This is a genomic window from Paenibacillus sp. NPDC058174 (genome assembly GCF_042883865.1).
Lineage (GTDB): Bacteria > Bacillota > Bacilli > Paenibacillales > Paenibacillaceae > Pristimantibacillus.
In genome coordinates, this window is the sequence record NZ_JBHVUY010000008.1 from 33,610 (window position 1) to 56,817 (window position 23,208).

A 23,208-nucleotide genomic window follows, 5' to 3' on the forward strand; every position below is an offset into this window, starting at 1 on the left:
GAGTTGGTACTATTCGCGGACGAGCGTCGCTGGTATATTCATCTCAAGAACTTCCATTGAGGTGAGTGGCATGAACGGGAAAATGAAGAAGACTTCCCAGCGCAGCATCTATGTACTGCTGACCGATACCGGCACGGCATTTACGAGATTGATTAAAGGTTTTACAAAAGCACCTTACAACCATGCATCCCTTGCATTTGACGACGAACTGAACGAGGTTTTCAGTTTTGGACGCAAAGAGGCCCATAACCCGTTTGTAGGCGGCTTTGTTCGCGAAGATATATATAGAGGTACTTTCCGCCATTTTCCCAACACTCGCTGCTTGCTGCTTCGGCTCCCGGTTACAGAGCAACAGCATGCTAATTCGGTAGCCTGTATCCGCCATTTCCAGCGCAATCAGGATGCTTACCGTTATCATTTGATTGGTTTGCTAGGTGTGTTGCTGCAGCGGGAAATTAAATCGGACAGCGCTTATTTCTGCTCTCAATTTGTTGCGGAGGCTTTAAAGCGCAGCGGCGTCGAGCTTTGGGACCGTCCATCAGGACTGGTTACACCAAATGATTTCAAAGAGCATGACCAGTTCGAGGTTGTATACGAAGGTATGTTATACGATTATCATCTCGTAGACAAAGAGAAGCTTGGTCCGGTTCCGCCGCATCCGTTGTATATGGCATTGCGTACGAGCTTGAGTAAATTAACAGTATAAACGAAAAAAAGCCGAATCACGGACAACCGTGATTCGGCTTTCTCATTACACAATCTATTCCACAAACAGCGATACCCGCTCAAAGCCGGACTCCGACACCCGGATCAATCCGGTATCCGAAATATGCAAGGTCGGAATGACGACTAGAGCAAGGAGGGACAGCGTCATGAACGCGTAATTCATCGTGCAGCCTGCTTGGACAAGCGCGTCGCTGATGTCTTTCATTTGCTGTACGACTGTTTCGTAAGGCTCTGTAGACATAAGACCTGCTAAGCGAAGCGGCAGCTCGACGATGCCGTCTTCTGTTGCAACAGCAATCCCGCCTTGCATACCGATCACGGCATTTGCGGCCTTGGACATAAGCTCGTCATCATTGCCGATGACAAGCACGTTATGGCTGTCATGCGCGACGGTCATAGAAATAGCGGCAGGGCGGTTGAAGCCGACACCTCCGACAACACCGAAGGCGGAGCCTCCAGTTTTGCCATGGCGTTCGAACAGTGCCATCTTGGACAAGCCGCTTTCCGGCGTAATGTCCAGCTCGCCGTCCTTCACTTGAACGTCGACGACAATCTCTTTCGTCTCCACATTGTTCTCGATCACTTCGGCAACGCGAACTTTGGCAGTACCGGCTGCAACCGGAGCTTTAATAACAAAGTCAGCTGCGCTCAGCTTTTTCTCAAGCTTCACTGAATTGACGGCATAGGCCGGATATTCGAACGGAGCAAGCTCGATCGTCATTTGACCATTCTCGGCAACAACTTGTCCGCGCGCAATCGTCATCACGACATTCACTTCTGCAAGATTTCCGTCCAGCAAAATAATGTCCGCAATCGAGCCCGGTGTGACCGACCCGACATCGCGGGCTACGCCAAATCGTTCCGCCGTATTCAATGTCGCCATCTGGAAGGCCGTTACCGGCTTGACGCCTTGTTGAATAGCATGACGGACGATAAAGTTCATATGGCCTTCTTCTTTTAAAGAATCGCAAATGCGGTCATCCGATACGAGCACCATCCGGCGGGAATCCAGTCCCATCTCGGTATGCGCTTTAATGGTCGCCTCTACGTCATGCCAGGCCGATCCGCGGCGCAGCTTAGCATAGATACCGAGTCTGACCCTAGCGGCAGCATCCTCTTTCGTAATGCTTTCGTGACAGCCCGTTACCCCGGCAGCAGCATAAGCGGATAACCGCGGATCTTGGGATGGCCAAGTGTAGTGGCCGTCGACCAGCTTGCCTGCGCGCAGCGCCGCTTGAATTTCACCGATCATCTTCGGATCGCCGAATACGACGCCAGGGAAATTCATCACTTCACCGAGGGCGATCATATCGGGTCCCCAGCTTAATGCTTCGGCAACTTCCTCTGGGCCGAATTCAGCTCCCGAGGTTTCGAATTCCGAAGTGGTGGCAGGTACGCAGGAAGCGACTTGCATGTAGGCAGCCATTGGTGTTTGCCGCGCTTCATCCAGCATAATCCGCAAGCCAGGCAGGCCGAGTACGTTAGAAATTTCATGCGGGTCGAAGAATCCGCCTGTCGTTCCTAGCGGCAGCACCGCATTGGCGAATTGGGTAACGGACAGCAAACTGCTCTCAATATGGCAATGGCCGTCCAGCAAGCCCGGCGCTATGTATCTGCCGTTCGCTTCGATCACTTGCGTCTCCTCGCCGATCATTCCATCGACATAAGGACCAACATATGCAATGCGTGTACCAACGACGGCGACGGACGTGTCAGCCAAAATCTCGCCGGAAACGACGTTGACGAGCGTGCCGCCTTTAATGAACAGCGTAGCTTTCCTTTCCCCTCGGGCAAAGGCTACGAGATCAGGTATGCAATCGGCCAGATGCGGCCTGGAGAATGTGTTAGAAGTCAAATCTGATTCCGCCTTTCAACTTGAAATGTAAGTTTATCATATACCTTATGGTTGAAATAAACCAGTTTCCCGGTTCCATAATGGCCTGTAATTGGAATCAGGTTTCCGATATTGAAACAGGTTCGTGAAGAAAAGATGGACATTATGAGACAATTGCCCGCTTTCATACGTATACAAGTTGACACCGGGCATGCTGCCTCGCAAAATGAAAAGAGAGCGCTCAAGAAGGAGGCGGTTGACAGCAAATGGGATCGAATACATGGGATGAGGCAGCTAAGAGCATGGAAGGGGCAGACGTTACGGCCTTTAGCACAGGACCGGTTGTGCTGGAGCATGGAGCTATTGAACAAATCATTCCTTATTTGAAATCGTCACGCTATGAAAGCGTAGTCATCGCGGCTGATTCAATAACCTGGGAGGCAGGCTTTGGATCTAAGATCCAGCAATGGATCACAGCTGCAGGCATAAAGGTCGGACATGTATGGATCAGGCCGAATGATCAAGGCGATGTGATTGCAGATGAAGCTTCGGTAGTTCAATTAACGATTGAGCTGAAAATAAAATCCGCAGAAGCGGTAATTGCCCTTGGTTCGGGTACACTGCATGACATTGCCCGATTCGCGGCTTTTACAACCGGCATTCCTTTTATATCCGTGCCTACCGCGCCGTCTGTGGACGGCTTTAACTCCAAGGGAGCACCCCTTATTTTACGAGGGGAGAAAAAGACGATTGCCGCAATTGGACCGGATGCGATTTTTGCGGATTTGGACATTTTGACGAAGGCTCCTGCTGCGATGGTTGCGGCTGGATTCGGCGATATGCTGGGGAAATACACCTCTCTTTTTGACTGGAAATTCGGTAGTATTTACGCTAATGAGCCTTATTCGGAGCGAATTGCTGAGATGACGAGAGCCGCTCTGCAGCAATGTGTGGAGCAGGTGGATCAGATTGCCGCCCGAACGCCAGAGGGCATCAGACTGCTGATGGGAGCGCTTCTGGAATCGGGATTTGCGATGCTGCTCTTTGGTCAGTCGCACCCGGCATCAGGCGCAGAGCATCATCTGTCGCATCATTGGGAGATGGAGTTTTTGCGGACCGGCAAAAGGCAGCTGCTGCACGGTGCCAAGGTAGGCGTCGCATGTGCGGAAATAGCGAAGCTGTACCGCCAACTGGCCAATGAAGGCAAGCTGAAGTCGATAACACCGATGCATAGCGAGATATTGACCGAAATAGATCGAATCCCGGACGAGAAGGAAATTCGGCGGCTGCTGACTATCGTGGGCGGACCGGCCGCAATCGGGGAGCTGGGCGTGGAGGACGAACTATTCCGACGGAGCTTGCTGGAAGCGCATCTCATTCGCCCGAACCGGAATACTTTGCTTAAAGCATGGAATGAAAGCGACAAGGGGGAGCTTAAATAGATGTGGAAATCAACGGTTGGCTGGTTTAGAGGTATTGCTTTGCTGGAAGGGATATCCTATCTAGTGCTGCTGCTCATTGCGATGCCGCTCAAATATTGGGCGGACGAGCCCGCTTATGTGACGATTGTGGGCATGGCGCACGGCGTATTATTTACGTTGTATCTATTGTTCTTGCTCTTGTCATGGATCAAAAAACGCTGGTCGTTTTTATGGGTTCTGTTATGCTTTATTATTGCATTCATTCCCTTCGCGACGTTCTGGCTGGAAGCAAAGCTTCGCAAGGAGCAATAATTCTAACGATAAGGAAAGAGGCTTCTTAGCTCCGGAATGGATTGCCGGTAAGAGAAGCCTCTTTTTTGCGCGGATTACTATATAGAAATCGGACTCGTTCCAATAAAGCAAAGAGAGGGCTCTGCACGCGGCATAGCCCTCTCTTTGCTTTATTTCAATGATGAATGATAGCTAGTTCGTTTGCAGAGTCTGGCCGTAATCAAGCTCGGAGCGGCTCCTGGCCGGGCCGGTTGAACCTCTTGGAATGAGCGTTGCCGGCAGCTTGATCCGGCGCCAGATATGCTGGCCTTGCTCGATCTGCTCAATAATATGGCGTGCCGCCTCACGTCCGATTTCCCGTTCCTGCTGCGCGACTACCGTAGGCGGAACAAGCGAGAAGTCCGCATAAGGAATATCATCGAACAGGATGACGGACAGATCCTCCGGTACACGTCTGCCGGCTTCAATCGCCGCACGGATCACGTGAGGGCCGAAGTAGGAGACGATGATGGCTGACAGCTGCGGATGATCGTTCAGAAACTTATGAACCTGTGAGCTAATTTCCTCTTCAGTCATGTCAAAGGTCAGATTGGACAGCTGCAGGCTTCTGTCAATTAGGATGCCATGGTTTTCAAGCCCTTGCTCATAGCCGGCGATCCGGTCCTCGATACTTGACGTTCCGTCGGCACGGGATGAGATGATGCCGATGGAAGTATGGCCATGCTCATGCAGATGGTTGACGGCCATGATCGAGGCTTCGAAGTTATCGGAGCTGACCGAGGATGTGTCGAGTCCCTTTAAGGTGCGGTCGACAAGCACGAGCGGGAACTTAGACAGGGTAAGCGACAAAATCTCGCTGTTGTAGTTTTCACCCTCTACTGGGTAAATAATGAGTCCGTCCACTTGTGCTTCCATCATGTCCTTGATTTTGACGATTTCATCCTGCTGCGAATCATTCGTTTTGGAAAAGAGCATTCTATAATCAGCTTTGGATAATTCATCCTCAATGCCGCTTAGTACATTTGCGGTGAAATGGTTATCCAGTCTCGGCATGAGAAAGCCGATTGTCCGCTTCCGGCTTTCGCCGCCCATTTTGCTATAGAGATTGTCTAGCGCCATATGATGGTCGGCAGACACGAACGTACCCTTGCCTTGCTGTCGAAAGACGATGCCGTTGTCGACAAGATTGGACAATGCGTTCTTCACCGTAATCCGGCTGACCTGGAATTGCTCGGATAGCTCGTTCTCGGAAGGAATGCGGCTGAGCGGCGGCCATTTGTTGCATCTGATCTGCGTCATAATGTATTGCTCGATTTCCCGGTACATCGGAACTTGTTTGTTGGCCATCCTGATTTCCCTCATTCCTATTAGTTGTTTTAATCATATAACAACAATACAAGTATGACAAGTTGTATTTGCTGTCGAATAAAGCGAAAGGGAGTCACTATACTTATAGGAAACGTTAAAATGCTTATGTAGAGCCAATGGCAGCGATTACAAAGTTTTTTAGGTTGTATATAAAAAAGACATTTACATGAATATGTATGTTGTTTATATTGTATATACAACCTAGATGAAGCTGCTGGTTGTTAACGCTTCACTCAATTTGAAAGGGGAGAATTTTGAGATGAAAAAAAGAATGTATGCGATGGGTATTATGCTAGTAGTTGCGGCCCTGGTTGTAAGCGCTTGCTCATCCGGTTCAGGTAACGGAGGCAGTGAAGGCGGTTCTAAGAAGACGCTGAAAATGTGGACTTGGAAAGTAGCTTACGGTCCTGGATTTGAAGCCGCTGCGAAGTTGTATGAAGAAAAGACAGGCACCAAAGTTGAAATCGAAACTTTTACTCCTGATGATACTTATAGACAAAAGGTTCAAGCAGCAGCCAACTCCAAAAACCTGCCTGACGTTATCCACTACTGGGCAACGAACGGTGACTCCCTGGAAACCTCGCTTCTCGAACTGACGCCTAGTGTAGGCGACGATGTATTGAACAGCTATTTCGGACCAGCAATGGACCCGATCCGCGTGACTCAGAAGCAAGTAGACAACTGGGCAACGAACAAAGATGCAACAAACGTACAAAAAGGCTTGAAAGTTGGCGAGTTCTACGGCCTTCCGCTTGATATCGGCGGCTTCTTCACTTTCTACGGCAACAAAAAGCTCATCGAGCAAGCGGGCTTGAAAGCTGAAGCTCCTAAAACTTTTGAAGAGTTCATTACGATGATGGAAACGGTTCAGAAAGAAACGAAAGTGCCAGCCCTTGTATTTGGCGCGAAACTGCCTGACCTGTGGGAAAACTGGGCTGGATCCGCTCTTCAAATTATGTTGAATGGACCAGAAGGCTACATTAACCTGCTGGAGCGTAAAGCGCAAATGAGCGATCCTAGCAACATTAAAGTCGCTCAAGCTCTTGGTACGATTGCAGAAAAAGGCTTGATGATGCCAGGTATTTTGTCCACGGACATCGACGGTGCGGACCAGGCTTTCGCTTCCGGTAAAGCAGCGTTTGACCTTGGCGGTACGTTCACAATGTCGACATTGCTGGCAATGGGCATGAATGCAGACGACATCGTTACGTTCTCTGTTCCTGCACTTGCAGGCTCCAAACTTGACAAATGGTCGACAGATCCATTCACGCTGACGATGATGTCGGTAAGCAAAGATTCGAAGAACAAAGACGAAGCTTTGGATTTCATTAAATTCATTACTTCCGACCCTGACGCAGCAATCGCATTCTCCAACGGTGCATTTACGGTATCCGCTCTGAAAATCGGCGACCGTTCCAAGGATCTGTCCCCGGCGCTTAAAGCGATGCAAGAATCGTTCGCAACTGAGCCAGGACCTTACAGCAAAGTTCAGCCTTACATCGACAACAGAGGCAATCACAAGGAATGGGAAGAGTACTTCCAATCGATGCAATCTGTAATCGAGAAGAAAATGACGGTAGAGCAGGCAACGAAGAAATTCGACGAGCGCATGAAGTCTCTAGCAGCAAGCGGCAACTAATTAAGGTTCATTCTGTGCCAGCCCTCGTGCCTTTACAACAGGTGCTTGGGCTGGCGCACCCCTTTACTTCACTGTCAGGCAATAAAAACGGACAAAGGATGATCGCTTATGGTAACAGCAAAGAAAAAATGGGTGCCGTATCTGTTTCTGCTTCCCGGCATTTTGCTATTTTTGGCGATAGGCGTTTATTCGGTAGGCTTCTCCGTCATACTTAGTTTTTACAACTGGTCGGGGATTGACTTCTCGAACGCAAGATTCGAAGGCTTGTCTAATTTCAAGGATTTTCTGCTGGGTGACAGCCCGGTCGTATCACGCAACTTTTATTACGCGTTACTGCACAATTTCGAGCTGGCCTTCTTTCAAGTCATCATTGTTATTCCGGTAGCGCTCGTGCTTGCATTTGTTTTGCAAAACACGAAGATGGCTGGTTTTTACCGCACGTTATATTTCCTGCCGATGATCGCTTCCGGCATCGCGGTTTTCTATGTATGGAAGGGCTTATTCGAGCCTACAGGCGTACTCAACTCCTTATTCGCTACATTGGGCCTTGATTTTCTAGTCGTACCTGAAGGGATGCTGGGCAGCTCGTCCACATCATTGATTGGGATCATAATTACTTCCATCTGGGGAGGACTTCCCGGCACGCTCCTGCTCTATTATGCAGGCCTAACCGCCGTGGACCCGACACTTTACGAAGCAGCAAACGTCGACGGCGCAAGCAAGGCGACGATGATACGGAAAATTACATGGCCGCTGCTCAAGCCGATGACGCTCATCGCGGTCATTCAAATGGTGAATGGTGCATTTCAGACGTTCGAGAATGTATTTATTATGACCGGCGGCGGTCCGGCAGGCAGCACCGAGGTTATTGGTACACTCGTTTACCGGACGGCATTTATCGATAACGATTACGGTCTTGCCAGCGCAATCGGCTGGACGTCGTTTCTCGTAACGGGACTCATTGCTATTTTCAGTATTCGCGGCTTTAAGGCTGACATATAGGAGGATAAGAGGATGATTAAATCAATCAAGCACGTTCTGCTCATCATATACGGCTTCGCTTGCCTCTATCCATTCTTGTGGATGTTCGGAACGTCGCTCAAAACGTCGCAGGATGCTTTGGCCAACCCGCAATCGCCGTTTCCTTCGGGAGCATTTCAATGGGGCACGTTCGCCGAAGTATGGAACAAACTGAATTTCGGCCGGTTCTTTATGAATAGCGGCATTGTCAGTATCGTGGTCATTGTTGGTGTTATCTTCATTTACAGCATGATGGGCTACGCCTTCGCGAAGTACAGATTCAGAGGGAAAAAGTTTATCTATTATATGTTTATTGCGCTGCTGCTTGTGCCGGGCGTTACGATTCTAATTCCTCTCTATATCAATATGACGAATCTGGGTCTAGCCAATAGTTATATCGGCATGATCCTGCCAATGATCAATGGCGCGGCACCTTTCGCCATCTTCCTGTTCACCAGCTACTTCCGTACGATCTCACATGAGCTGTACGAGAGTGCGGTGCTGGACGGCTGCAACAGCTTCCGTATTTACTTCAGCATTTATTTGCCGCTGGCGATTCCGGCAATCGGTACGATTGCGATTATGAATTTTATCGGCAGCTGGAACAACATCCTGTGGCCGATGATCATCATTGACAGCAAAGATTTGTTCACACTCCCTATGGGGCTGATGTATCTGGATTCCTCTTCTTTCAAGAAGTGGAACGAGCTGATGGCTGGCGCTATCATTACAATTCTTCCAATACTCGTAGCTTTCCCTTTCCTGCAAAAAATGTACGTACAAGGCATGACGGCAGGATCGGTGAAAATGTAGCTTTATCCAAAATCTATTATAAACAGGACGGTACATGATATGAAAAAGACAGCGCACGTTATCGCGCACTCACATTGGGATAGAGAGTGGTATTTGCCTTTTGAAAAACACCGGATCAAGCTTGTAGAGCTTATGGAGCTTCTGATCGAGACGATTGATAAAGATCCGAATTACGGCAGCTTTCATCTAGACGGACAGACGGTACCGCTGGAAGATTATTTGGAAATTATGCCGCATCGTGCGGAAAAAGTACGTGAGTTGATTGAGAAAGGCAAGCTCGTGATCGGACCTTGGTATATTTTGCAGGATGAGTTCCTGATCAGCAGCGAGGCGAACGTGCGCAATTTGCAGATCGGCATTATCGATTCTGAAAAGCTTGGCCCATACGCTGAAATCGGCTACTTCCCGGACTCGTTCGGCAATATCGGGCAAGCGCCGCAAATATTGCGCCAAGCGGGTATGGATACGGCGGTATACGGACGCGGTGTGAAAGCAGTCGGTTTCAATAATGAGATCGGTGAAGACAACCAATATCTTTCCAAATATTCCGAGATGTACTGGGAATCGCCGGACGGCAGCAAAGTGCTCGCTATCTTGTTTGCGAACTGGTATCACAACGGCATGGAGATTCCGGCTGATCCGGAAGCTGCGCTTGCTTACTGGAACGAACGTCTTCCGAGAGTAGAGGCTTATGCTTCCACACCGGAGCTGCTGTTCATGAATGGTTGTGACCATCAGCCGCTGCAAGCCGATTTGAGCGAAGCGCTTGCGGTTTCGGGCGAAGTTCGTCCGGACATCGAGTTCAAGCACTCCAGCTTCCCGGAATACATCGAAGCGGTGAAAGCGAAGCTGCCTGAAGATCTTGCCGTCATCCGCGGCGAGCTGAGAAGCCAATTTACTGACGGCTGGAATACGCTGGTCAATACGGCGTCGGCTAGGGTCTATATCAAACAAGCGAACAATAAAACGCAGACACAGCTGGAGAAAGTGACGGAGCCTTTGGCAGTTATGGCTTATGCCGCAGGCATGGAATATCCGAAGCATGAATTGACTTACGCTTGGAAAACATTGCTGCGCAACCATCCGCATGACAGCATTTGCGGCTGCAGCGTGGACGAGGTTCACCGTGAGATGATGACCCGCTTTGAGAAGTCGGTGACGATGGCAGAAGCGGTTGCAGACCGCAGCGCAGAGTGGCTGTCCGGCCAGATTGATACTTCGAGCTTCAGCAAGCTTCAAGGCGCTCCGCGTTTTGACGGAACTGCCGGCCCAAGTGTGCCGTTTGTCCTCTTCAATACGACGGGACACCGCAGAAGCGGCGTTGTGACGCTCGTTCTGGATGTATGCCGCCATTATTTCGACGGCAAAAGAGCGCCGCATGATCAGTATGCGGGGCTGACAGGATACAACCCAGGGAAGCTTGCGGTTGTTGACGCAAAAGGCAATGCAGTAGAAGCCGTAGTAGTGAATAAAGGTCTTGCATTCGGCTATGATCTGCCGGATGACCGTTTCCGCCAGCCATACTGGGCTTACCAAGTTGAAGTGACGATTGAAGCGAGCGACCTGCCGCCGGTAGGCTATGAGACTTATGCGCTTGCAGCTGGTGATGCGGTTCAATCGAAAGCAGCTTCCGGCGAAATCGTAACAGACAACGGCCGCGTTTTGGAGAACGACATCCTGAAAGTCGTTATCGCAGCGGACGGCAGCTTTACTGCAACCGACAAGCAATCCGGCCAAAGCTACAGCAAGCTGGGCTTGTACGAAAATACAGGCGATATCGGCAATGAATATATGTACATGCAGCCTGTTGGTGAAACAGCTCTTACGACAGAAGGACTCCAGGCTGATCTGGAAATCGTGGAAAACAACAGCCTGCGCGGCAGCGTGAAGCTGACGCATCGCTGGCAGCTGCCGGTGTCGGCTGATGAGAAGCTCGATTTGGAGATCAATTCGATGACACCGTTCCGTGAGCGTAAATCGCAGCGCGTTCAAGAAACGCGAGAGGTTACGATTCATACGGTATTGACGCTTGAAAAAGGCGACCGAAGCGTTCGCATCGCCAGCGAGATTGACAATACGGTATTGGATCACCGGATTCGGATGCTTTTCCCGACAGGACTGAAAGCTTCCGGCGTAACTGTCGATTCTATCTATGAGCTGGCGGAACGTCCATTGAAGCCTGAAGCAGAATGGATCAATCCGAGCAATGCGCAGCATCAGCAAGCTTTTGTCAGCATGAGTGATGGCCGTTATGGCGTAACAGTTGCTAACAAAGGGCTGCATGAATATGAAGCGCTGGAGGCCGGCGACGGAACACTGGCGGTTACGCTGCTGAGAAGCGTGCGCGAGCTTGGGGATTGGGGCGTATTCGCAACTCCGGAAGCGCAATGCCAAGGCAAGCAGACAGCCGAGCTGAAGCTGATCCTTCATGAAGGAACTGCTATTGCTGGAGAGGCTTATGTGGACGCTTATCAATTCCAGGTGCCTTGGACAGCGCGTCAAACGGATGTGCATGAAGGCAAGCTGTCGGCAAGCGGCAAGCTGATCGATTGGAATGGCGAGCGCATGGCGGTTACTGCTCTTAAAGTCAGCGAGTACTCCGGTGATATTATGCTGCGGATGTTCAATGTGTCCGCTGAGCCGACATCGGTATCGGTGGAATCGTCAGCGGGGCTGAACGGCATCTATAAGAGTGATATTCTGGAGCGTCCATCGGATTTGCAGGCTGAAGGCAGCCTGGCAGTTGGACCTGCAGAGATCGTTACAATCGGATTGAAACGCGTATAAAAGGCGAGCAGCCGTTGCTGCGATAGCTGATCCATCATGCGAGGGGGATATAGGATCAAATGGCAAAGATAGCAGGCATTAAGTGCATTCGTACGAGGCATGACCGAACTTGGACTATTGTAAAAGTAGAGACGGATCAACCGGGCTTGTACGGGATCGGATCCGCCAGCGATATGTATCACCCTACCGCAGTGGAGCAAGTGATCGAGGAGCTGCTGGCTCCTCTGCTCATTGGCAGGGAAGCGGGACAAATCGAGGATATTTGGCAGACGATGTATACGAGCGGCTATTGGCGCAATGGCGCAACGCTGCATACGGCGATGAGCGGCATCGATATGGCACTGTGGGACATTAAGGGCAAGCAGGCCGGAATGCCGGTCTATGAGCTGCTTGGCGGTCCCGCACGCTCGGAGATCCGGGCATACGGACATGCCAACGGCAATACGTACGAGCAACTGGAGGAAGAGGTTGAGCGCTACCGGGAGCAGGGTTACTCCCATATTCGCGTCCAGCTCGGCGGTTACGGCGGCGGCGGATTCGTCGCGGGTGGCTCTTCGCTCTTCCCTCCGGCGAACCGTTTTGATGAGGATTTGTACGTGAAGGCGATTCCCGAAATGTTCGAGAAGCTTCGCGTACGTTATGGGATGGAATTGAAATTCACTCATGACGTGCATGAGCATTTGAATCCGGCGGCTGCGGTTGCACTCGCCAAACGGCTTGACCCTTACCATCTGTTCTTTCTGGAGGATCTGCTGCAGGTTGAGCATACAGAATGGTACAGGCAAGTTCGCAATGTAAGCACGACGCCGCAGGCTGTCGGCGAGCTGTTCGTGCATCCGCAGGAATGGCTGCCGCTTGTGAAGGAGCGTTTGATCGATTTTGTACGGATGCGTGTATCCAAAGCGGGTGGCATTACCCCTTGCCGCAAAATCGCTGCCGTATGCGAAGCGTTTGGCGTACGGACGGCTTGGCAGGAGGGCGGGGAAAATGATCCCGTCAACCAAGTGGCTGCCGCACATTTGGATATGGCGATCTGGAACTTCGGCGTTCAGGAAAGCAATCATTTTAACGAACGGGAGCGGGAGGTTTTTCCTGGCATGGCTGTCTTTGAAGGCGGCTGCCTGAAGCTTTCCGGCAAGCCTGGGCTTGGCATCGATATCGATGAGGAGAAGGCATTATTACTGGCAGAGCCTGCTTTGGGCAAAACCTACCACAGACCGTATAAATTAGACCGCAGACCGGATGGTACACTCGTTCGGCCTTAGAAGGGTGGAGCGCAAATGAAGACGGTAGTCATAACAGGCGCGGAAGGCAAGCTGGGACGTTATGTCGTGAAGGAGTTTGCCGAGCACGGCTATCGCGTATTCGGCACCGACATGCGTCCGCCATCGGGAGGAAGGGGATACAGCCGCTATATGCAGGCTGATCTCGGGTCGTTGGGCGAGGTGTATGGCTTGCTGGCGGACGCGGATAGCGTCGTTCATCTGGCTGCTGTGCCCAATCCGATCAACTTCTCGCCGGAGCGCATTTTCAGCAACAATGTCATGTCGACATACAATGTGCTCGAAGCGGCTTCCAAGCTGGGCATTAATAAAGCTGTTATTGGTTCAAGCGAATCGGCTTACGGCTTTTGCTGGGCAAAGACACCGTTTGCGCCTGATTTTTTCCCGGTGGATGAGACTCATCCGCTGCTCGCCCAAGAAAGCTACGGGTTGTCCAAGGGAGTAAATGAGCAGATTGGCGATATGTTCTACCGCAGGGTAGGGATGTCCGTCTATGCGCTGCGGTTTTCGCATGTGCTGGAGCCGGATGAATATGAACATGTCATCGCTGGCTTCGAGCATACGGGAAGGCATCACCGCATTCTGTGGAGTTACATTGATGCACGTGATGCCGCAGAAGCTTGCCGTTTGGCAGTAGAGAGCGAGAAGCCGGCAGAGTCTGTCGCTCTGAACATCACGGCGAGCGACATGATGTCCGATGCATCGCCGGAGCTGCTGTTGAACCGGCACTATGCTCAGGTGAAGGATATCCGCAAGCCGGTATCCGAGCTGACCGCATTAGTCAGCAACAAGCTCGCTGAGGATAAGATCGGCTGGAAGCCGCGTCATTCCTGGCGCGAGGCGCTGAAATAACTTCGTAATAACGGCCCGTTCGGAGATAATCCCGAGCGGGCCGTTTTATTTGTTCGTTGTGCTGTTGCGTTTACTCCGGCGTTTATGGTTTGCGACGTCCATCTGTTGCTCATTGGCGGTTAGCGAACCAGCTTCGCTCTACAGCGAAGAAAGGTTCGCTAACCGCCGCAGTCGAGATTAACAATGAAGCAGCTTCGCAAAATAGCGAAGCTAAGTTCGCAGTAGAAGGCAGCCGGGAGAGCACACAAGCGTGCAGCGAATCAAACTTCGCTATTCGAGAACCTAGGTTCATGGAAAGCGAAGTTTGATTCGCTCCGTCAGGGAATGCACGGGGAAAGAGGCGCTATAGCGAAATTACCTTCGTAAAATAGCGAAGCCGCTTCGCTCGCAGCGATCGGTGCGAGTGCTGCGAGCGGTGTCCCAGATTCCGCATTGTGAAATTGATATTACGATAACAGCGGACAATCTCCGCAATTGTCTCCCCGCGCATAAGCTAATGGCAGAAGGCTGTTTCTTTGGGGGGATTGCTCGTGGGATACAACAGAAGCCGGCGGCGGACTTCCGCGCTGCTGCCGCTTGTATTGTTCGTGCTTCTTGTTATTTTACTGTTATACGGCTTGTGAATAAGGTTACGTCCAAAGCTCGAGAGACGGTGTTTGCCGAACTCTTGAGCTTTTTTCTTTTTGCAGCACCTGCCTTGCACCCCGCCCGCATACGCATAACTGGAACTGTTCTTACAAATAATGAGGGAGAAATCGTGCGAGCCTTATCGAAATAATGGCTTTGTTGCGCGATCACTACAGCCTCAGGAGGGGAACTCATTGTCATCGAACAGCAGCGCAGAGAACGGCAAATACCCGAAAATGTCGATGTCTCCCAAGGAATATCAGGCGTTCGCCAAGACGCGAGAGCCTTCGCGTTCGATTTTTACCAACTGCTTGAAGGCCTTCTTGTTCGGAGGGATCATTTGCTTTATCGGACAAGGCATCCAGGAAATGTTCATTCATCTTATGGGCATGAGCAAAGAGGATGCCAGCAATCCGACCGTAGCGGTGCTTATTCTAATATCCGTTATTCTAACCAGTCTCGGCGTTTACGATAAAATTGCACAATGGGCCGGAGCCGGAACTGCGGTTCCCGTTACCGGCTTTGCCAACTCCATGTGCTCGGCCGCGCTCGAGCATCGCAGCGAAGGATTAGTGCTCGGCGTTGGCGCGAATATGTTCAAGCTAGCCGGTTCCGTAATTGTCTTCGGTACGGTTGCCGCCTTTTTTGTCGGGATTGCGCATTTGCTGCTCGGCACTAACGGGGGGCACTGATCATGCTGCGGGGCAATCAGACATGGTGGTTTGAGAACCGGCCCGTTATTATCGGGGCAGCAACTGTAGTCGGGCCTGACGAGGGTGACGGCCCGCTGGCGGCGGACTTTGATCTGGTTCATCCTGAGCTTGATATGCAGCAGAAAAGCTGGGAAAAGGCGGAGCGGCTGCTCTTGGAGCAGGCGACTGATTTTGCGATTCAAAATGCGCGTATCGACAAGGATCAGCTGCAATTTTATGTTGGCGGCGATCTGATGAATCAGATCATTAGCAACACGTTTGCGGCCAGGGCACTAGGCGTCCCTTATATCGGTGTGTTTGGCGCATGCTCAACCTCGATGGAGACGCTGGCCATCGCTTCGATGATGGTCAATTCCAATTCAGCGGATTATGCGCTTGCCGGCACTTGCAGCCATAACTGCACGGCTGAGAAGCAATTTCGCTATCCGACCGAATATGGCTCGCAGAAGCCGCCTACTGCGCAATATACGGTGACAGGGGCCGGGGCGGCTGTTATTGCGGCCTCCGGCGACGGTCCGGTCGTCGAATGCGCAACAATTGGCAAAATCGTCGATCTTGGCATTAAAGATCCTTTCAATATGGGAGCTGCCATGGCGCCGGCTGCGGTCGATACGATTCAGTCGCATTTCAACGATACCGGACGGACACCCAAAGATTATGATCTGATCGTAACCGGCGACCTTGCGAGTGTAGGACATCCTATCGCAACCGAGCTGCTCATGAGGGACGGGGTGCCAATGGATCAAACGGTATTTAATGATTGCGGATTAATGGTGTATGACGTATCGCGCCAGAAGGTGCAGGCGGGAGGGAGCGGCTGCGGCTGTTCTGCGGTCGTGACCTATGGACATTTGCTTAAGCGCATTGCAAAAGGCGAGCTGAAGCGGGTACTGGTTGTAGCGACAGGAGCGCTGCTGTCGCCGTTGTCTTTTCAACAGGGTGAAAGCATTCCCTGTATCGCCCATGCAGTAGCCATCAGCGGAAAGGAATGAGGACAGCATGCAGTTTCTATGGGCTTTCGTAATCGGCGGAGCGATTTGTGTAATCGGCCAGCTGATGTTTGATTTGTTTAAGCTGACACCTGCGCATACGATGGCGACGCTTGTCGTCATCGGGGCAATCATTGACGGGATCGGCTGGTATGAGCCTCTGGTTGCATTCGCCGGAGCAGGCGCTACAGTACCAATTACAAGCTTCGGCAACGCGCTCGTACACGGTGCATTGACGGAGCTGGAGAAATCGGGCTGGATCGGCGTCATATCCGGCATATTCAAAGTGACGAGCGCCGGCGTATCGGCGGCGATTATTTTCTCCTTTCTGGCGGCGCTTGTCGTCAGGCCGAAGGGCTGAACGACCGATTGTTAATGAAATTGGAGAATCCCGACTGTGGGATTCTCCAATTTTTTTTGGCATTACAAGCATTTGTGCAACCTCAAGGAAGTGCTGTAAAATAGTACTAAATAACCTAAACAATATACTACTATGATCTGCAGATTTCACAATTTTCGGGAGGTCGTTGCTAAATGGAAACTCGTCTTGCTGATATGCAGTTATGTTCGTCGATTGTTAGCAGCCTTAATCGTTGTATTCTAGGAAAGCAAGAGGAAATCGAACGACTGATGACCGCTGTAATCAGCGGCGGACATGTGCTGCTGGAGGATGTGCCCGGCACTGGAAAAACCCAGCTCGTGAAAGCATTGGCAAAATCGATTGGCGGACAGTTCCGGCGCATACAGTGCAACCCGGACTTGCTGCCAACTGATATAACAGGTGTATCGATCTACCATCCGAAGCAGGAGCAGTTTATTTTCCGCCCGGGTCCGGTGATGACCAATATATTGCTGGCGGACGAAATCAACCGGGCAACGACCAAGACGCAATCCGCGTTGCTTGAGGCCATGGAGGAGGGACGGGTAACGGTAGACGGTGATACGTATGTGCTGCCGGAGCCGTTCATATTGCTTGCCACGCAAAACCCGATTGAATTCGAGGGCACCTACACGCTCCCTGAAGCGCAGCTCGACCGTTTCATGATGAAGCTGTCGCTCGGCTATCCAAGCGAAGAGGATGAGCAGGCGATGATCATGTCGAATAAAGGAGGCCACCCCTCGGACAACAGCAGCCAGCTCTGTGAAATTGAAGATATTATCCGGATCCAGGAGCAAGTGCAGCATGTTCATATGGATGACGCGGTAGGCAATTATTTAATCCGGATTATCCGCTCGACCCGCGAGCATTCAAGCGTACAGCTCGGTGCCAGTCCGCGTGCGGCGATAGCGCTGGCGAGAGCGGCGAAGGCAAGCGCTTATTTGCAGCAGCGAAGCTTCGTTACGCCTGACGATATTAAGCAGCTTGCTCCTTATGTGCTTTCCCACCGGCTGCTGCTCCATATGGAAGCAAGAATGAACGGTTTGCGGGCGGAGGATGTTGTCGCAGTCGTGCTGGATCAGACGAAAGTGCCGGTAAGGCTGGAGCGCTAATGCGATGGCCAAGGAAATAACGGACAAAAGACGCTGGGTCGTTATTGGGCTTATTTATTCCACAGCATTATTTTATTTCTTATTTCAAGGCGGCAAGACGGCCTTTATGCTGTTTATGATTTTGAACTTATTGCTTATATATTTATTGCTTGGAAGATGGAGCGGGATTAGCAAAGTATACGGCAGCCGCAGCTACAAACAGCAGGGAGCTCCGGCTCATGCCGAGCAGTCTTTGACGGCGGGCAGCTCGCTTGAAGTGCAGCTATCGGTACGTGTTCCGGGTGTTTATCCGATTCCCTATGTCCTCGTTCGTGACCGGTTGTACCGGCATAACGGACAACGGCTGGACTTCGAGTCCTCGTTCGTCCCGAACTGGAAGCGGAGCGGCGAGGTTGTCTATTTGACTCCGCCGCTGCAGCGCGGCGAGTACCGCTTCCACTCCACGCAATGTCTATCGCATGACGTGTTCGGCCTCTTCGAGCACTCCGGCCGTTTCGGCTCCGAGGCGGTTTTCAACGTCATGCCGCAGACGGTTCCGCTGCGGCAGTGGCATGGTATCCAGAGAGGTATTCGCGGACCTTACTCGCATGCAATTGCTTCCCGTTCATCGAAGGAGACGACGCAAATTAACGGGGTGAGGGAATATTTGTATGGCGACCGGTTGTCGCGTGTTCATTGGAATGCGACGGCAAAGACGGGGGATTGGAAGTCAAAGGCGTTTGAACGGGAATCGCTGCCCCGTACGATCATCATTCTCGACCGGTATGCTGGCGATTATCCGGCTCCATCCGCAGACCGTTTCGAGCTGGCAGTATCTGCAGCCGCTTCATTGCTCGAGAACGGCTTGAAGGGGGATACGGCGATGGGCTTGCTGTCGGTTGGCACGCAATTGACCATGCTGCAGCCTAAGTCGGGACTGGAGCAGCGGAGCGCGGTAATCAAGCATCTGACTTTTGTTGAAGCCGACGCCCCGCATACCGTGTACAAGTCTCTTTTGAAAGCAGACTCTATGCTGGAGCCGGGATCGTTTGCGGTGCTGATTTCCGGAGTCACTGGCAAGGAAGCGATCCGTTCCATGGAATGGCTGTTCCGCAAAGGGCTGACGCCATGCCTTCTCCAAATCGGTAAGCCTGCCGGACAGGTGCGACAAGACGAGAGCTGGAGGCAGCTGCTGCGAAGCCGCGGCTGGCCCGTATTCTCGCTGCAGCAGCTGCAGGAGCTGCCGGCTGTACTGGAAGGGGGCGGTGGCTCATGATACTGTTATTTCGGCTCATCAAGCGGATTTTCCGCTACTTAGCGCCTGACTGGTATGTGAAGCTGTCCAGTTTGTTCGTAGCGCTGATGATAATGAATACGATTGCTGTCTTTGAGGGGTACTGGTGGGAAGAGACGTTTCAGATTGTGAACGCAGCGCTTCTGCTCGCAGTGGCGGTCGATATTATAATGCCGCTTCGATTGCGAGTAACGAAAGTGATAGCCCAAGCAGTACTGCTGCTAATATCTACGATCACATATATTCAATTTGACACCGTGTATGGCAAGCCTGAGACTTGGAATGAAAGACTTGACCTGCTATGGTTCTATGCAAAGCAGCTCGACCCGTTTATTTGGTTCGTTTGCGTCCTGTTCTTCATGTATTTACTGTTCAGCAAATGGGTGACGACGCGAGCTAGAATGATTGGCTTCGTAAGCGTCAATCTGCTGTCGCTGACGATTGCGGACTCGTTTACGCCCATCTGGTTGTGGGATAAAGTCGCCTGGATCGTATTTCTTGGATTAATCTGGCTCGTTGCCGCCCACTTAAGGCGGCTGGAGCGCAGTCATCCGCGCAGCTGGCAGGAGTTGCTTGAATATCCGCTGCAGCTTCTGCTGCCGGTTGCAATTGTACTTTCGCTGCTAATGGGAATAGGCGTGTTAATGCCGACGGTTTCGCCTATTTTGCAGGATCCGTATACGATATGGAAGGAATCGAAGGGGGAGCGCGTCAACGTCTTCCTTGGCGACAAGGGACTGAACTCACCAACCCAGATCAGCACCGGCGATACAAGCTCGGGCTATGGGCGAGATGATACGAAGCTCGGCGGCGGGTTTAATTACGACTATTCACCTGTTATGACAGTTACGACGAGCCATCGTGCTTATTGGCGCGGCGAGACCAAAAGCTTTTATTCCGGCGACGGCTGGAAGAGTGATAACAATGAAGATGAGCCTTTGTTTAGCGGAATCGTCAAAGATGGTGTGCTACCGTTGCAAGATGATCGAAGCTTAGCGGAAACTCTGTCTGTCGAACAGACGGTTTCTATGATTCGGAAGGATAACTATCCCGTCCTGTTTGCCGCGTCCCCGATTTCATCTGTTCATTGGGTCGGCAAGTCGGAATCGCCAATTCCGAATGGGCTCGCCTGGGCACCTAATGCCCATGAGCTAAGATGGTCGAATTGGACGATGAGAGATTTTCCCGCAGCTTATTCTGTCAGATCGGATATAACGGTTCTTGATGCAGAAGGTCTTAGCAAGACGAAGGCTGAGCGGTCTTTTCAAACAGAGCGTTACTTGCAGCTGCCTAGCGAGCTTCCGCAGCGTGTGAAGCAGCTCGCACTCGATATTACCGAAGGCGCATCTAATGATTACGACCGCGCCAAGCTGCTGGAAACGTACCTGCGTGAGAATTACGTATATACAAATAAGCCTGATCTATCTAAGCTTAGCGGCTCCAGCAAAGACTTTGTTGATCAGTTCTTGTTCGAATTGAAGGAAGGCTATTGCGATTATTTCTCGACGGCGATGGCTGTCATGTCCCGTTCGCTGGGGCTGCCTGCGCGCTGGGTGAAGGGCTTTGCTCCCGGGGCGCTCCCGGTATCGGAGTACGGCCCGCCGGGCATGTCAGGAGGAATTCCTGATGAGGGTGAACGAAATCCGAATGGTGAGGGCACCTATACGGTGCGCAACTCCGATGCTCATTCCTGGGTCGAAATTTATTTCGACGGGTATGGCTGGATTCCGTTTGAAGCAACGGCGGGGTTTTCATTCCCTTACACGCTGCCTGCGGAAGCTGCTCCTGTGATGCCGGATTTGACTGATATCGGCGACAGTCCGGAACCAGTCACAGCAGCTCAGGCCAACGGCTCACTGTTGAAAACTGGTTTGTGGATTTCGGTATCTTTGCTTGCCGTTCTGATTGCGGTCTGGGCTGTGCTCAGAAGGAAACAGTTCGTGCAAGTATGGCGGAGCTTCCGTTTCCGTTCGTTCACTTCGGATGAACGGATCGTATGGGAGACGGAGAGGCTGCTGCGCAAATGCAGAAGAAAAGGGCTGGAGCGCGGGGAGCATGAGACGCTCCGTGAAGCGCTGCTCCGGTGGTCCAGTGACGGCAAGCCGCTGCAAAGCGACTGGCGCGAGGTGTTGGACGGATTCGAGCGGGCGAAGTATAGTTCCGTCAAATCTTCGAATGAGGAAGCCGACCGGTTCGTCGGCAAAGTGAAGTCGATCATGCAGCAATTATAAATGAAGCAACAGGTATAGATCGTCATGAAAAAGAAGCCTAATTGCAGGCGGAAGCCTATAATCGACTATTAATGGAAAGAAGCCGTCCGCCGTCGTTTGACGGCGGCGGTATTTTTTTGCAACAAATTCGTGTTCTATGGTATAGTTTCGTAAGATAGCAGGAGAATGCAAAGGGGTCAAGCGCTTATGTTCGAGAGGCTGTTGCCGCACATGCGTGTGAATACGGTTTATGATATTCAATTAGATGAGTTGTACGCGAAAGGCGTGCGCGGCATTATTACCGATCTGGACAACACACTGGTCGGTGCCCGTGAAGCGCTCGCTACGCCTGAACTGGTCAAATGGCTGGACCGCGTTCGCGATCGGGGCTTTAAAGTGGTTATCGTATCGAATAATAATGAGACGAGAGTGTCGAAGTTCGCCAAACCGCTCGACATTCCGTATATTCATGCCGCCCGCAAGCCGGCGAATAAATCTTTCCGCAAAGCGCTCGCTGTACTGGGGCTGCCCGCGGAGAAGACGGTTGTGCTGGGCGACCAGATGCTGACAGACGTGCTCGGCGGCAACCGGATGGGATTGTATACGATTCTTGTAACGCCAATTGCTCCTGCTGATGAAGGAATCATGACCCGGGTCAACCGCCGGATCGAACGCATCGCGTTGTCGAGATTGCGGAAGAAAGGGTTATGGTATGAGGGGGAGACGAAGTAATGAAGGAATTGGATAGCGGAATTGCGCTGTCATGCGCTGGCTGCGGCGTGAACTTGCAGTCGGAGAATCAGGAAGAGGCAGGATATTTGCCGGAGTCTGCATTGAAGCGGGAGCCGGTCATTTGCCAGCGCTGTTTCCGTATACGCAATTATAATGAAGCATCTTCTATAGCAGTGGATCAGGATGATTTCCTGCGCTTGCTTGGAAGCATCGGCTCAACGGACAGCTTGGTCGTCCATATCGTCGATTTGTATGACTTCGAAGGCAGCTTGATTTCAGGCTTGCAGCGTTTTGTCGGCAATAATCCGGTGCTGCTCGTCGTGAATAAGGTTGATTTGCTGCCGAAGTCGATGAATTTGAACCGGATTCGCAACTGGGTGCAGCAGCAGGCTAAAGCCGAGGGCTTGCGTACGGTCGATATCGTGCTTTGCAGCGCGAAGCGCAACATCGGCTTTGATCATGTCATCGAAGCGCTGGAGCGTCACCGCAAAGGGCGCGATGTGTATGTTGTAGGCGCGACTAATGTAGGCAAATCGACATTGATCAACAGGCTGATTCGTGATTATAGCGATTTGGATCGCGAGCTGACGACGTCCCGTTATCCGGGAACGACGCTCGACGCGGTTCATATTCCTCTGGACGATGACAAGGATATTATCGATACGCCGGGAATCGTCTATGCCTCCCGGATGACGGAAATTGTTCCGCGCAGCTTCTTGCAGTCGCTGCTGCCCGACAAGCCGATCAAGCCGCTCGTGTATCAATTGAACGATAAGCAGACGCTGTTCATCAGCAGCCTCGTTCGCTTCGACTTCGTCGAAGGAGACCGCCAGTCGTTTACGCTTTATATCTCGAACTCGTTGAATGTCCACCGGACGAAGCTCGAACGGGCGGACGAGCTGTACAAGGAGCACCGCGGAGAACTGCTGGGAGCGCCTTCCCGCGAGGAGCTTGATGAAATGCCGACCTGGACCCGTCATTCATTGCGTATTCCGCGTGGCGCGAAGAAGGATATTTTCATCGCCGGCCTTGGCTGGATTCAAGCAAACGGAACGACGGGTGCAATCGTTGATTTGTATGCGCCTAAGGGCATTAAAGTGATGTTGAGAGATTCGCTTATCTAATAGAAGAGGGGGAGC

At 51.6% G+C, this 23,208-nt stretch carries 19 protein-coding genes; 17 read left to right on the top strand and 2 right to left on the bottom strand.

Going from position 1 to position 23,208, the window contains the following annotated elements; genetic code table 11:
* The first annotated feature begins 82 nt into the window (after positions 1-82).
* Entirely contained in the window at positions 83-706 is a 624-nt protein-coding gene (locus ACFVVF_RS25410) for a hypothetical protein (RefSeq protein ID WP_387815497.1), read from the top strand.
* Between the two features lie 54 nt (positions 707-760).
* Here the strand turns inward: ACFVVF_RS25410 and ACFVVF_RS25415 are convergent, their stop codons facing one another.
* A complete protein-coding gene (locus ACFVVF_RS25415; RefSeq protein ID WP_387815499.1) occupies positions 761-2,581 on the bottom strand; it encodes an adenine deaminase in 1,821 nt (606 codons plus the stop codon).
* A gap of 245 nt (positions 2,582-2,826) precedes the next feature.
* Between ACFVVF_RS25415 and ACFVVF_RS25420 the strand changes: the two genes are divergently transcribed.
* Together ACFVVF_RS25420 and ACFVVF_RS25425 are read left to right on the top strand one after the other, a co-directional pair.
* On the top strand, positions 2,827-4,002 hold the full coding sequence (locus ACFVVF_RS25420) for a sn-glycerol-1-phosphate dehydrogenase (RefSeq protein ID WP_387815500.1): 1,176 nt from the start codon (positions 2,827-2,829) through the stop codon (positions 4,000-4,002).
* The gene (locus ACFVVF_RS25425; RefSeq protein ID WP_387815502.1) at positions 4,003-4,293 is read left to right on the top strand and encodes a DUF3817 domain-containing protein; all 291 of its coding nucleotides are present in this window, start codon (positions 4,003-4,005) and stop codon (positions 4,291-4,293) included.
* A 171-nt stretch (positions 4,294-4,464) separates the two neighbouring features.
* On the opposite strand, the gene ACFVVF_RS25430 is transcribed toward ACFVVF_RS25425, so the two are convergent.
* Entirely contained in the window at positions 4,465-5,619 is a 1,155-nt protein-coding gene (locus tag ACFVVF_RS25430; RefSeq protein WP_387815504.1) for a GntR family transcriptional regulator, read from the bottom strand.
* Between the two features lie 280 nt (positions 5,620-5,899).
* Here ACFVVF_RS25430 and ACFVVF_RS25435 point away from each other — a divergent pair, with 280 nt between their 5' ends.
* The 14 genes from ACFVVF_RS25435 (at position 5,900) to yqeH (ending at position 23,193) form a co-directional block, all read left to right on the top strand.
* The gene (locus tag ACFVVF_RS25435; protein WP_387815506.1) at positions 5,900-7,279 is read left to right on the top strand and encodes an ABC transporter substrate-binding protein; all 1,380 of its coding nucleotides are present in this window, start codon (positions 5,900-5,902) and stop codon (positions 7,277-7,279) included.
* Positions 7,280-7,387: 108 nt separating this feature from the next.
* Positions 7,388-8,281, top strand: coding sequence for a carbohydrate ABC transporter permease (locus ACFVVF_RS25440; RefSeq protein ID WP_387815508.1), 894 nt, complete (start codon positions 7,388-7,390; stop codon positions 8,279-8,281).
* A gap of 12 nt (positions 8,282-8,293) precedes the next feature.
* Positions 8,294-9,112: a carbohydrate ABC transporter permease gene (locus ACFVVF_RS25445; RefSeq protein ID WP_387815510.1), complete on the top strand. Its 819-nt coding sequence runs from the start codon at positions 8,294-8,296 to the stop codon at positions 9,110-9,112.
* Positions 9,113-9,151: 39 nt separating this feature from the next.
* Positions 9,152-11,899 (top strand): alpha-mannosidase, encoded by a 2,748-nt coding sequence (locus tag ACFVVF_RS25450; protein WP_387815512.1) that lies wholly within the window; start codon positions 9,152-9,154, stop codon positions 11,897-11,899.
* 59 nt (positions 11,900-11,958) lie between these two features.
* Positions 11,959-13,164 (top strand): enolase C-terminal domain-like protein, encoded by a 1,206-nt coding sequence (locus ACFVVF_RS25455; RefSeq protein ID WP_387815514.1) that lies wholly within the window; start codon positions 11,959-11,961, stop codon positions 13,162-13,164.
* 15 nt (positions 13,165-13,179) lie between these two features.
* Positions 13,180-14,034 carry an NAD-dependent epimerase/dehydratase family protein gene (locus ACFVVF_RS25460; protein ID WP_387815516.1) on the top strand — a complete coding sequence of 285 codons (855 nt, stop codon included), beginning with the start codon at positions 13,180-13,182 and terminating at the stop codon, positions 14,032-14,034.
* An 863-nt stretch (positions 14,035-14,897) separates the two neighbouring features.
* A complete protein-coding gene (gene spoVAC, locus ACFVVF_RS25465) occupies positions 14,898-15,353 on the top strand; it encodes a stage V sporulation protein AC (protein WP_042159413.1) in 456 nt (151 codons plus the stop codon).
* Positions 15,354-15,355: 2 nt separating this feature from the next.
* Positions 15,356-16,366: a stage V sporulation protein AD gene (gene spoVAD, locus ACFVVF_RS25470; RefSeq protein ID WP_387815518.1), complete on the top strand. Its 1,011-nt coding sequence runs from the start codon at positions 15,356-15,358 to the stop codon at positions 16,364-16,366.
* Positions 16,367-16,373: 7 nt separating this feature from the next.
* A complete protein-coding gene (gene spoVAE, locus ACFVVF_RS25475; protein WP_042159417.1) occupies positions 16,374-16,724 on the top strand; it encodes a stage V sporulation protein AE in 351 nt (116 codons plus the stop codon).
* Between the two features lie 173 nt (positions 16,725-16,897).
* Complete coding sequence (locus tag ACFVVF_RS25480; RefSeq protein ID WP_387815521.1) at positions 16,898-17,854, top strand: AAA family ATPase; 957 nt, start codon at positions 16,898-16,900, stop codon at positions 17,852-17,854.
* A 4-nt stretch (positions 17,855-17,858) separates the two neighbouring features.
* Complete coding sequence (locus tag ACFVVF_RS25485; RefSeq protein ID WP_387815523.1) at positions 17,859-19,109, top strand: DUF58 domain-containing protein; 1,251 nt, start codon at positions 17,859-17,861, stop codon at positions 19,107-19,109.
* Positions 19,106-21,358, top strand: a complete 2,253-nt coding sequence (locus ACFVVF_RS25490) for a transglutaminase TgpA family protein (RefSeq protein ID WP_387815525.1) — start codon at positions 19,106-19,108, stop codon at positions 21,356-21,358. The genes ACFVVF_RS25485 and ACFVVF_RS25490 overlap by 4 nt, the downstream gene beginning before the upstream one ends.
* A 186-nt stretch (positions 21,359-21,544) precedes the next feature.
* The gene (locus ACFVVF_RS25495) at positions 21,545-22,069 is read left to right on the top strand and encodes a YqeG family HAD IIIA-type phosphatase (RefSeq protein WP_387815527.1); all 525 of its coding nucleotides are present in this window, start codon (positions 21,545-21,547) and stop codon (positions 22,067-22,069) included.
* Positions 22,069-23,193 (top strand): ribosome biogenesis GTPase YqeH, encoded by a 1,125-nt coding sequence (gene yqeH / locus ACFVVF_RS25500; RefSeq protein ID WP_387815529.1) that lies wholly within the window; start codon positions 22,069-22,071, stop codon positions 23,191-23,193. Before ACFVVF_RS25495 ends, yqeH begins: the two co-directional genes overlap by 1 nt.
* Positions 23,194-23,208 lie beyond the last annotated feature (15 nt).

What these genes read in the sequence shown, in the direction of transcription:
- ACFVVF_RS25445 (WP_387815510.1), top strand. Translation starts at nt 8,294, where the DNA reads ATGATTAAATCAATCAAGCACGTTCTGCTCATCATATACGGCTTCGCT.
- ACFVVF_RS25495 (WP_387815527.1), top strand. Translation starts at nt 21,545, where the DNA reads ATGTTCGAGAGGCTGTTGCCGCACATGCGTGTGAATACGGTTTATGAT.
- ACFVVF_RS25425 (WP_387815502.1), top strand. Translation starts at nt 4,003, where the DNA reads ATGTGGAAATCAACGGTTGGCTGGTTTAGAGGTATTGCTTTGCTGGAA.
- ACFVVF_RS25485 (WP_387815523.1), top strand. Translation starts at nt 17,859, where the DNA reads ATGGCCAAGGAAATAACGGACAAAAGACGCTGGGTCGTTATTGGGCTT.
- spoVAD (WP_387815518.1), top strand. Translation starts at nt 15,356, where the DNA reads ATGCTGCGGGGCAATCAGACATGGTGGTTTGAGAACCGGCCCGTTATT.
- yqeH (WP_387815529.1), top strand. Translation starts at nt 22,069, where the DNA reads ATGAAGGAATTGGATAGCGGAATTGCGCTGTCATGCGCTGGCTGCGGC.
- ACFVVF_RS25460 (WP_387815516.1), top strand. Translation starts at nt 13,180, where the DNA reads ATGAAGACGGTAGTCATAACAGGCGCGGAAGGCAAGCTGGGACGTTAT.
- spoVAC (WP_042159413.1), top strand. Translation starts at nt 14,898, where the DNA reads ATGTCGATGTCTCCCAAGGAATATCAGGCGTTCGCCAAGACGCGAGAG.
- ACFVVF_RS25430 (WP_387815504.1), bottom strand. Translation starts at nt 5,619, where the DNA reads ATGGCCAACAAACAAGTTCCGATGTACCGGGAAATCGAGCAATACATT.
- spoVAE (WP_042159417.1), top strand. Translation starts at nt 16,374, where the DNA reads ATGCAGTTTCTATGGGCTTTCGTAATCGGCGGAGCGATTTGTGTAATC.
- ACFVVF_RS25440 (WP_387815508.1), top strand. Translation starts at nt 7,388, where the DNA reads ATGGTAACAGCAAAGAAAAAATGGGTGCCGTATCTGTTTCTGCTTCCC.
- ACFVVF_RS25410 (WP_387815497.1), top strand. Translation starts at nt 83, where the DNA reads ATGAAGAAGACTTCCCAGCGCAGCATCTATGTACTGCTGACCGATACC.
- ACFVVF_RS25450 (WP_387815512.1), top strand. Translation starts at nt 9,152, where the DNA reads ATGAAAAAGACAGCGCACGTTATCGCGCACTCACATTGGGATAGAGAG.
- ACFVVF_RS25455 (WP_387815514.1), top strand. Translation starts at nt 11,959, where the DNA reads ATGGCAAAGATAGCAGGCATTAAGTGCATTCGTACGAGGCATGACCGA.
- ACFVVF_RS25435 (WP_387815506.1), top strand. Translation starts at nt 5,900, where the DNA reads ATGAAAAAAAGAATGTATGCGATGGGTATTATGCTAGTAGTTGCGGCC.
- ACFVVF_RS25480 (WP_387815521.1), top strand. Translation starts at nt 16,898, where the DNA reads ATGGAAACTCGTCTTGCTGATATGCAGTTATGTTCGTCGATTGTTAGC.
- ACFVVF_RS25420 (WP_387815500.1), top strand. Translation starts at nt 2,827, where the DNA reads ATGGGATCGAATACATGGGATGAGGCAGCTAAGAGCATGGAAGGGGCA.
- ACFVVF_RS25490 (WP_387815525.1), top strand. Translation starts at nt 19,106, where the DNA reads ATGATACTGTTATTTCGGCTCATCAAGCGGATTTTCCGCTACTTAGCG.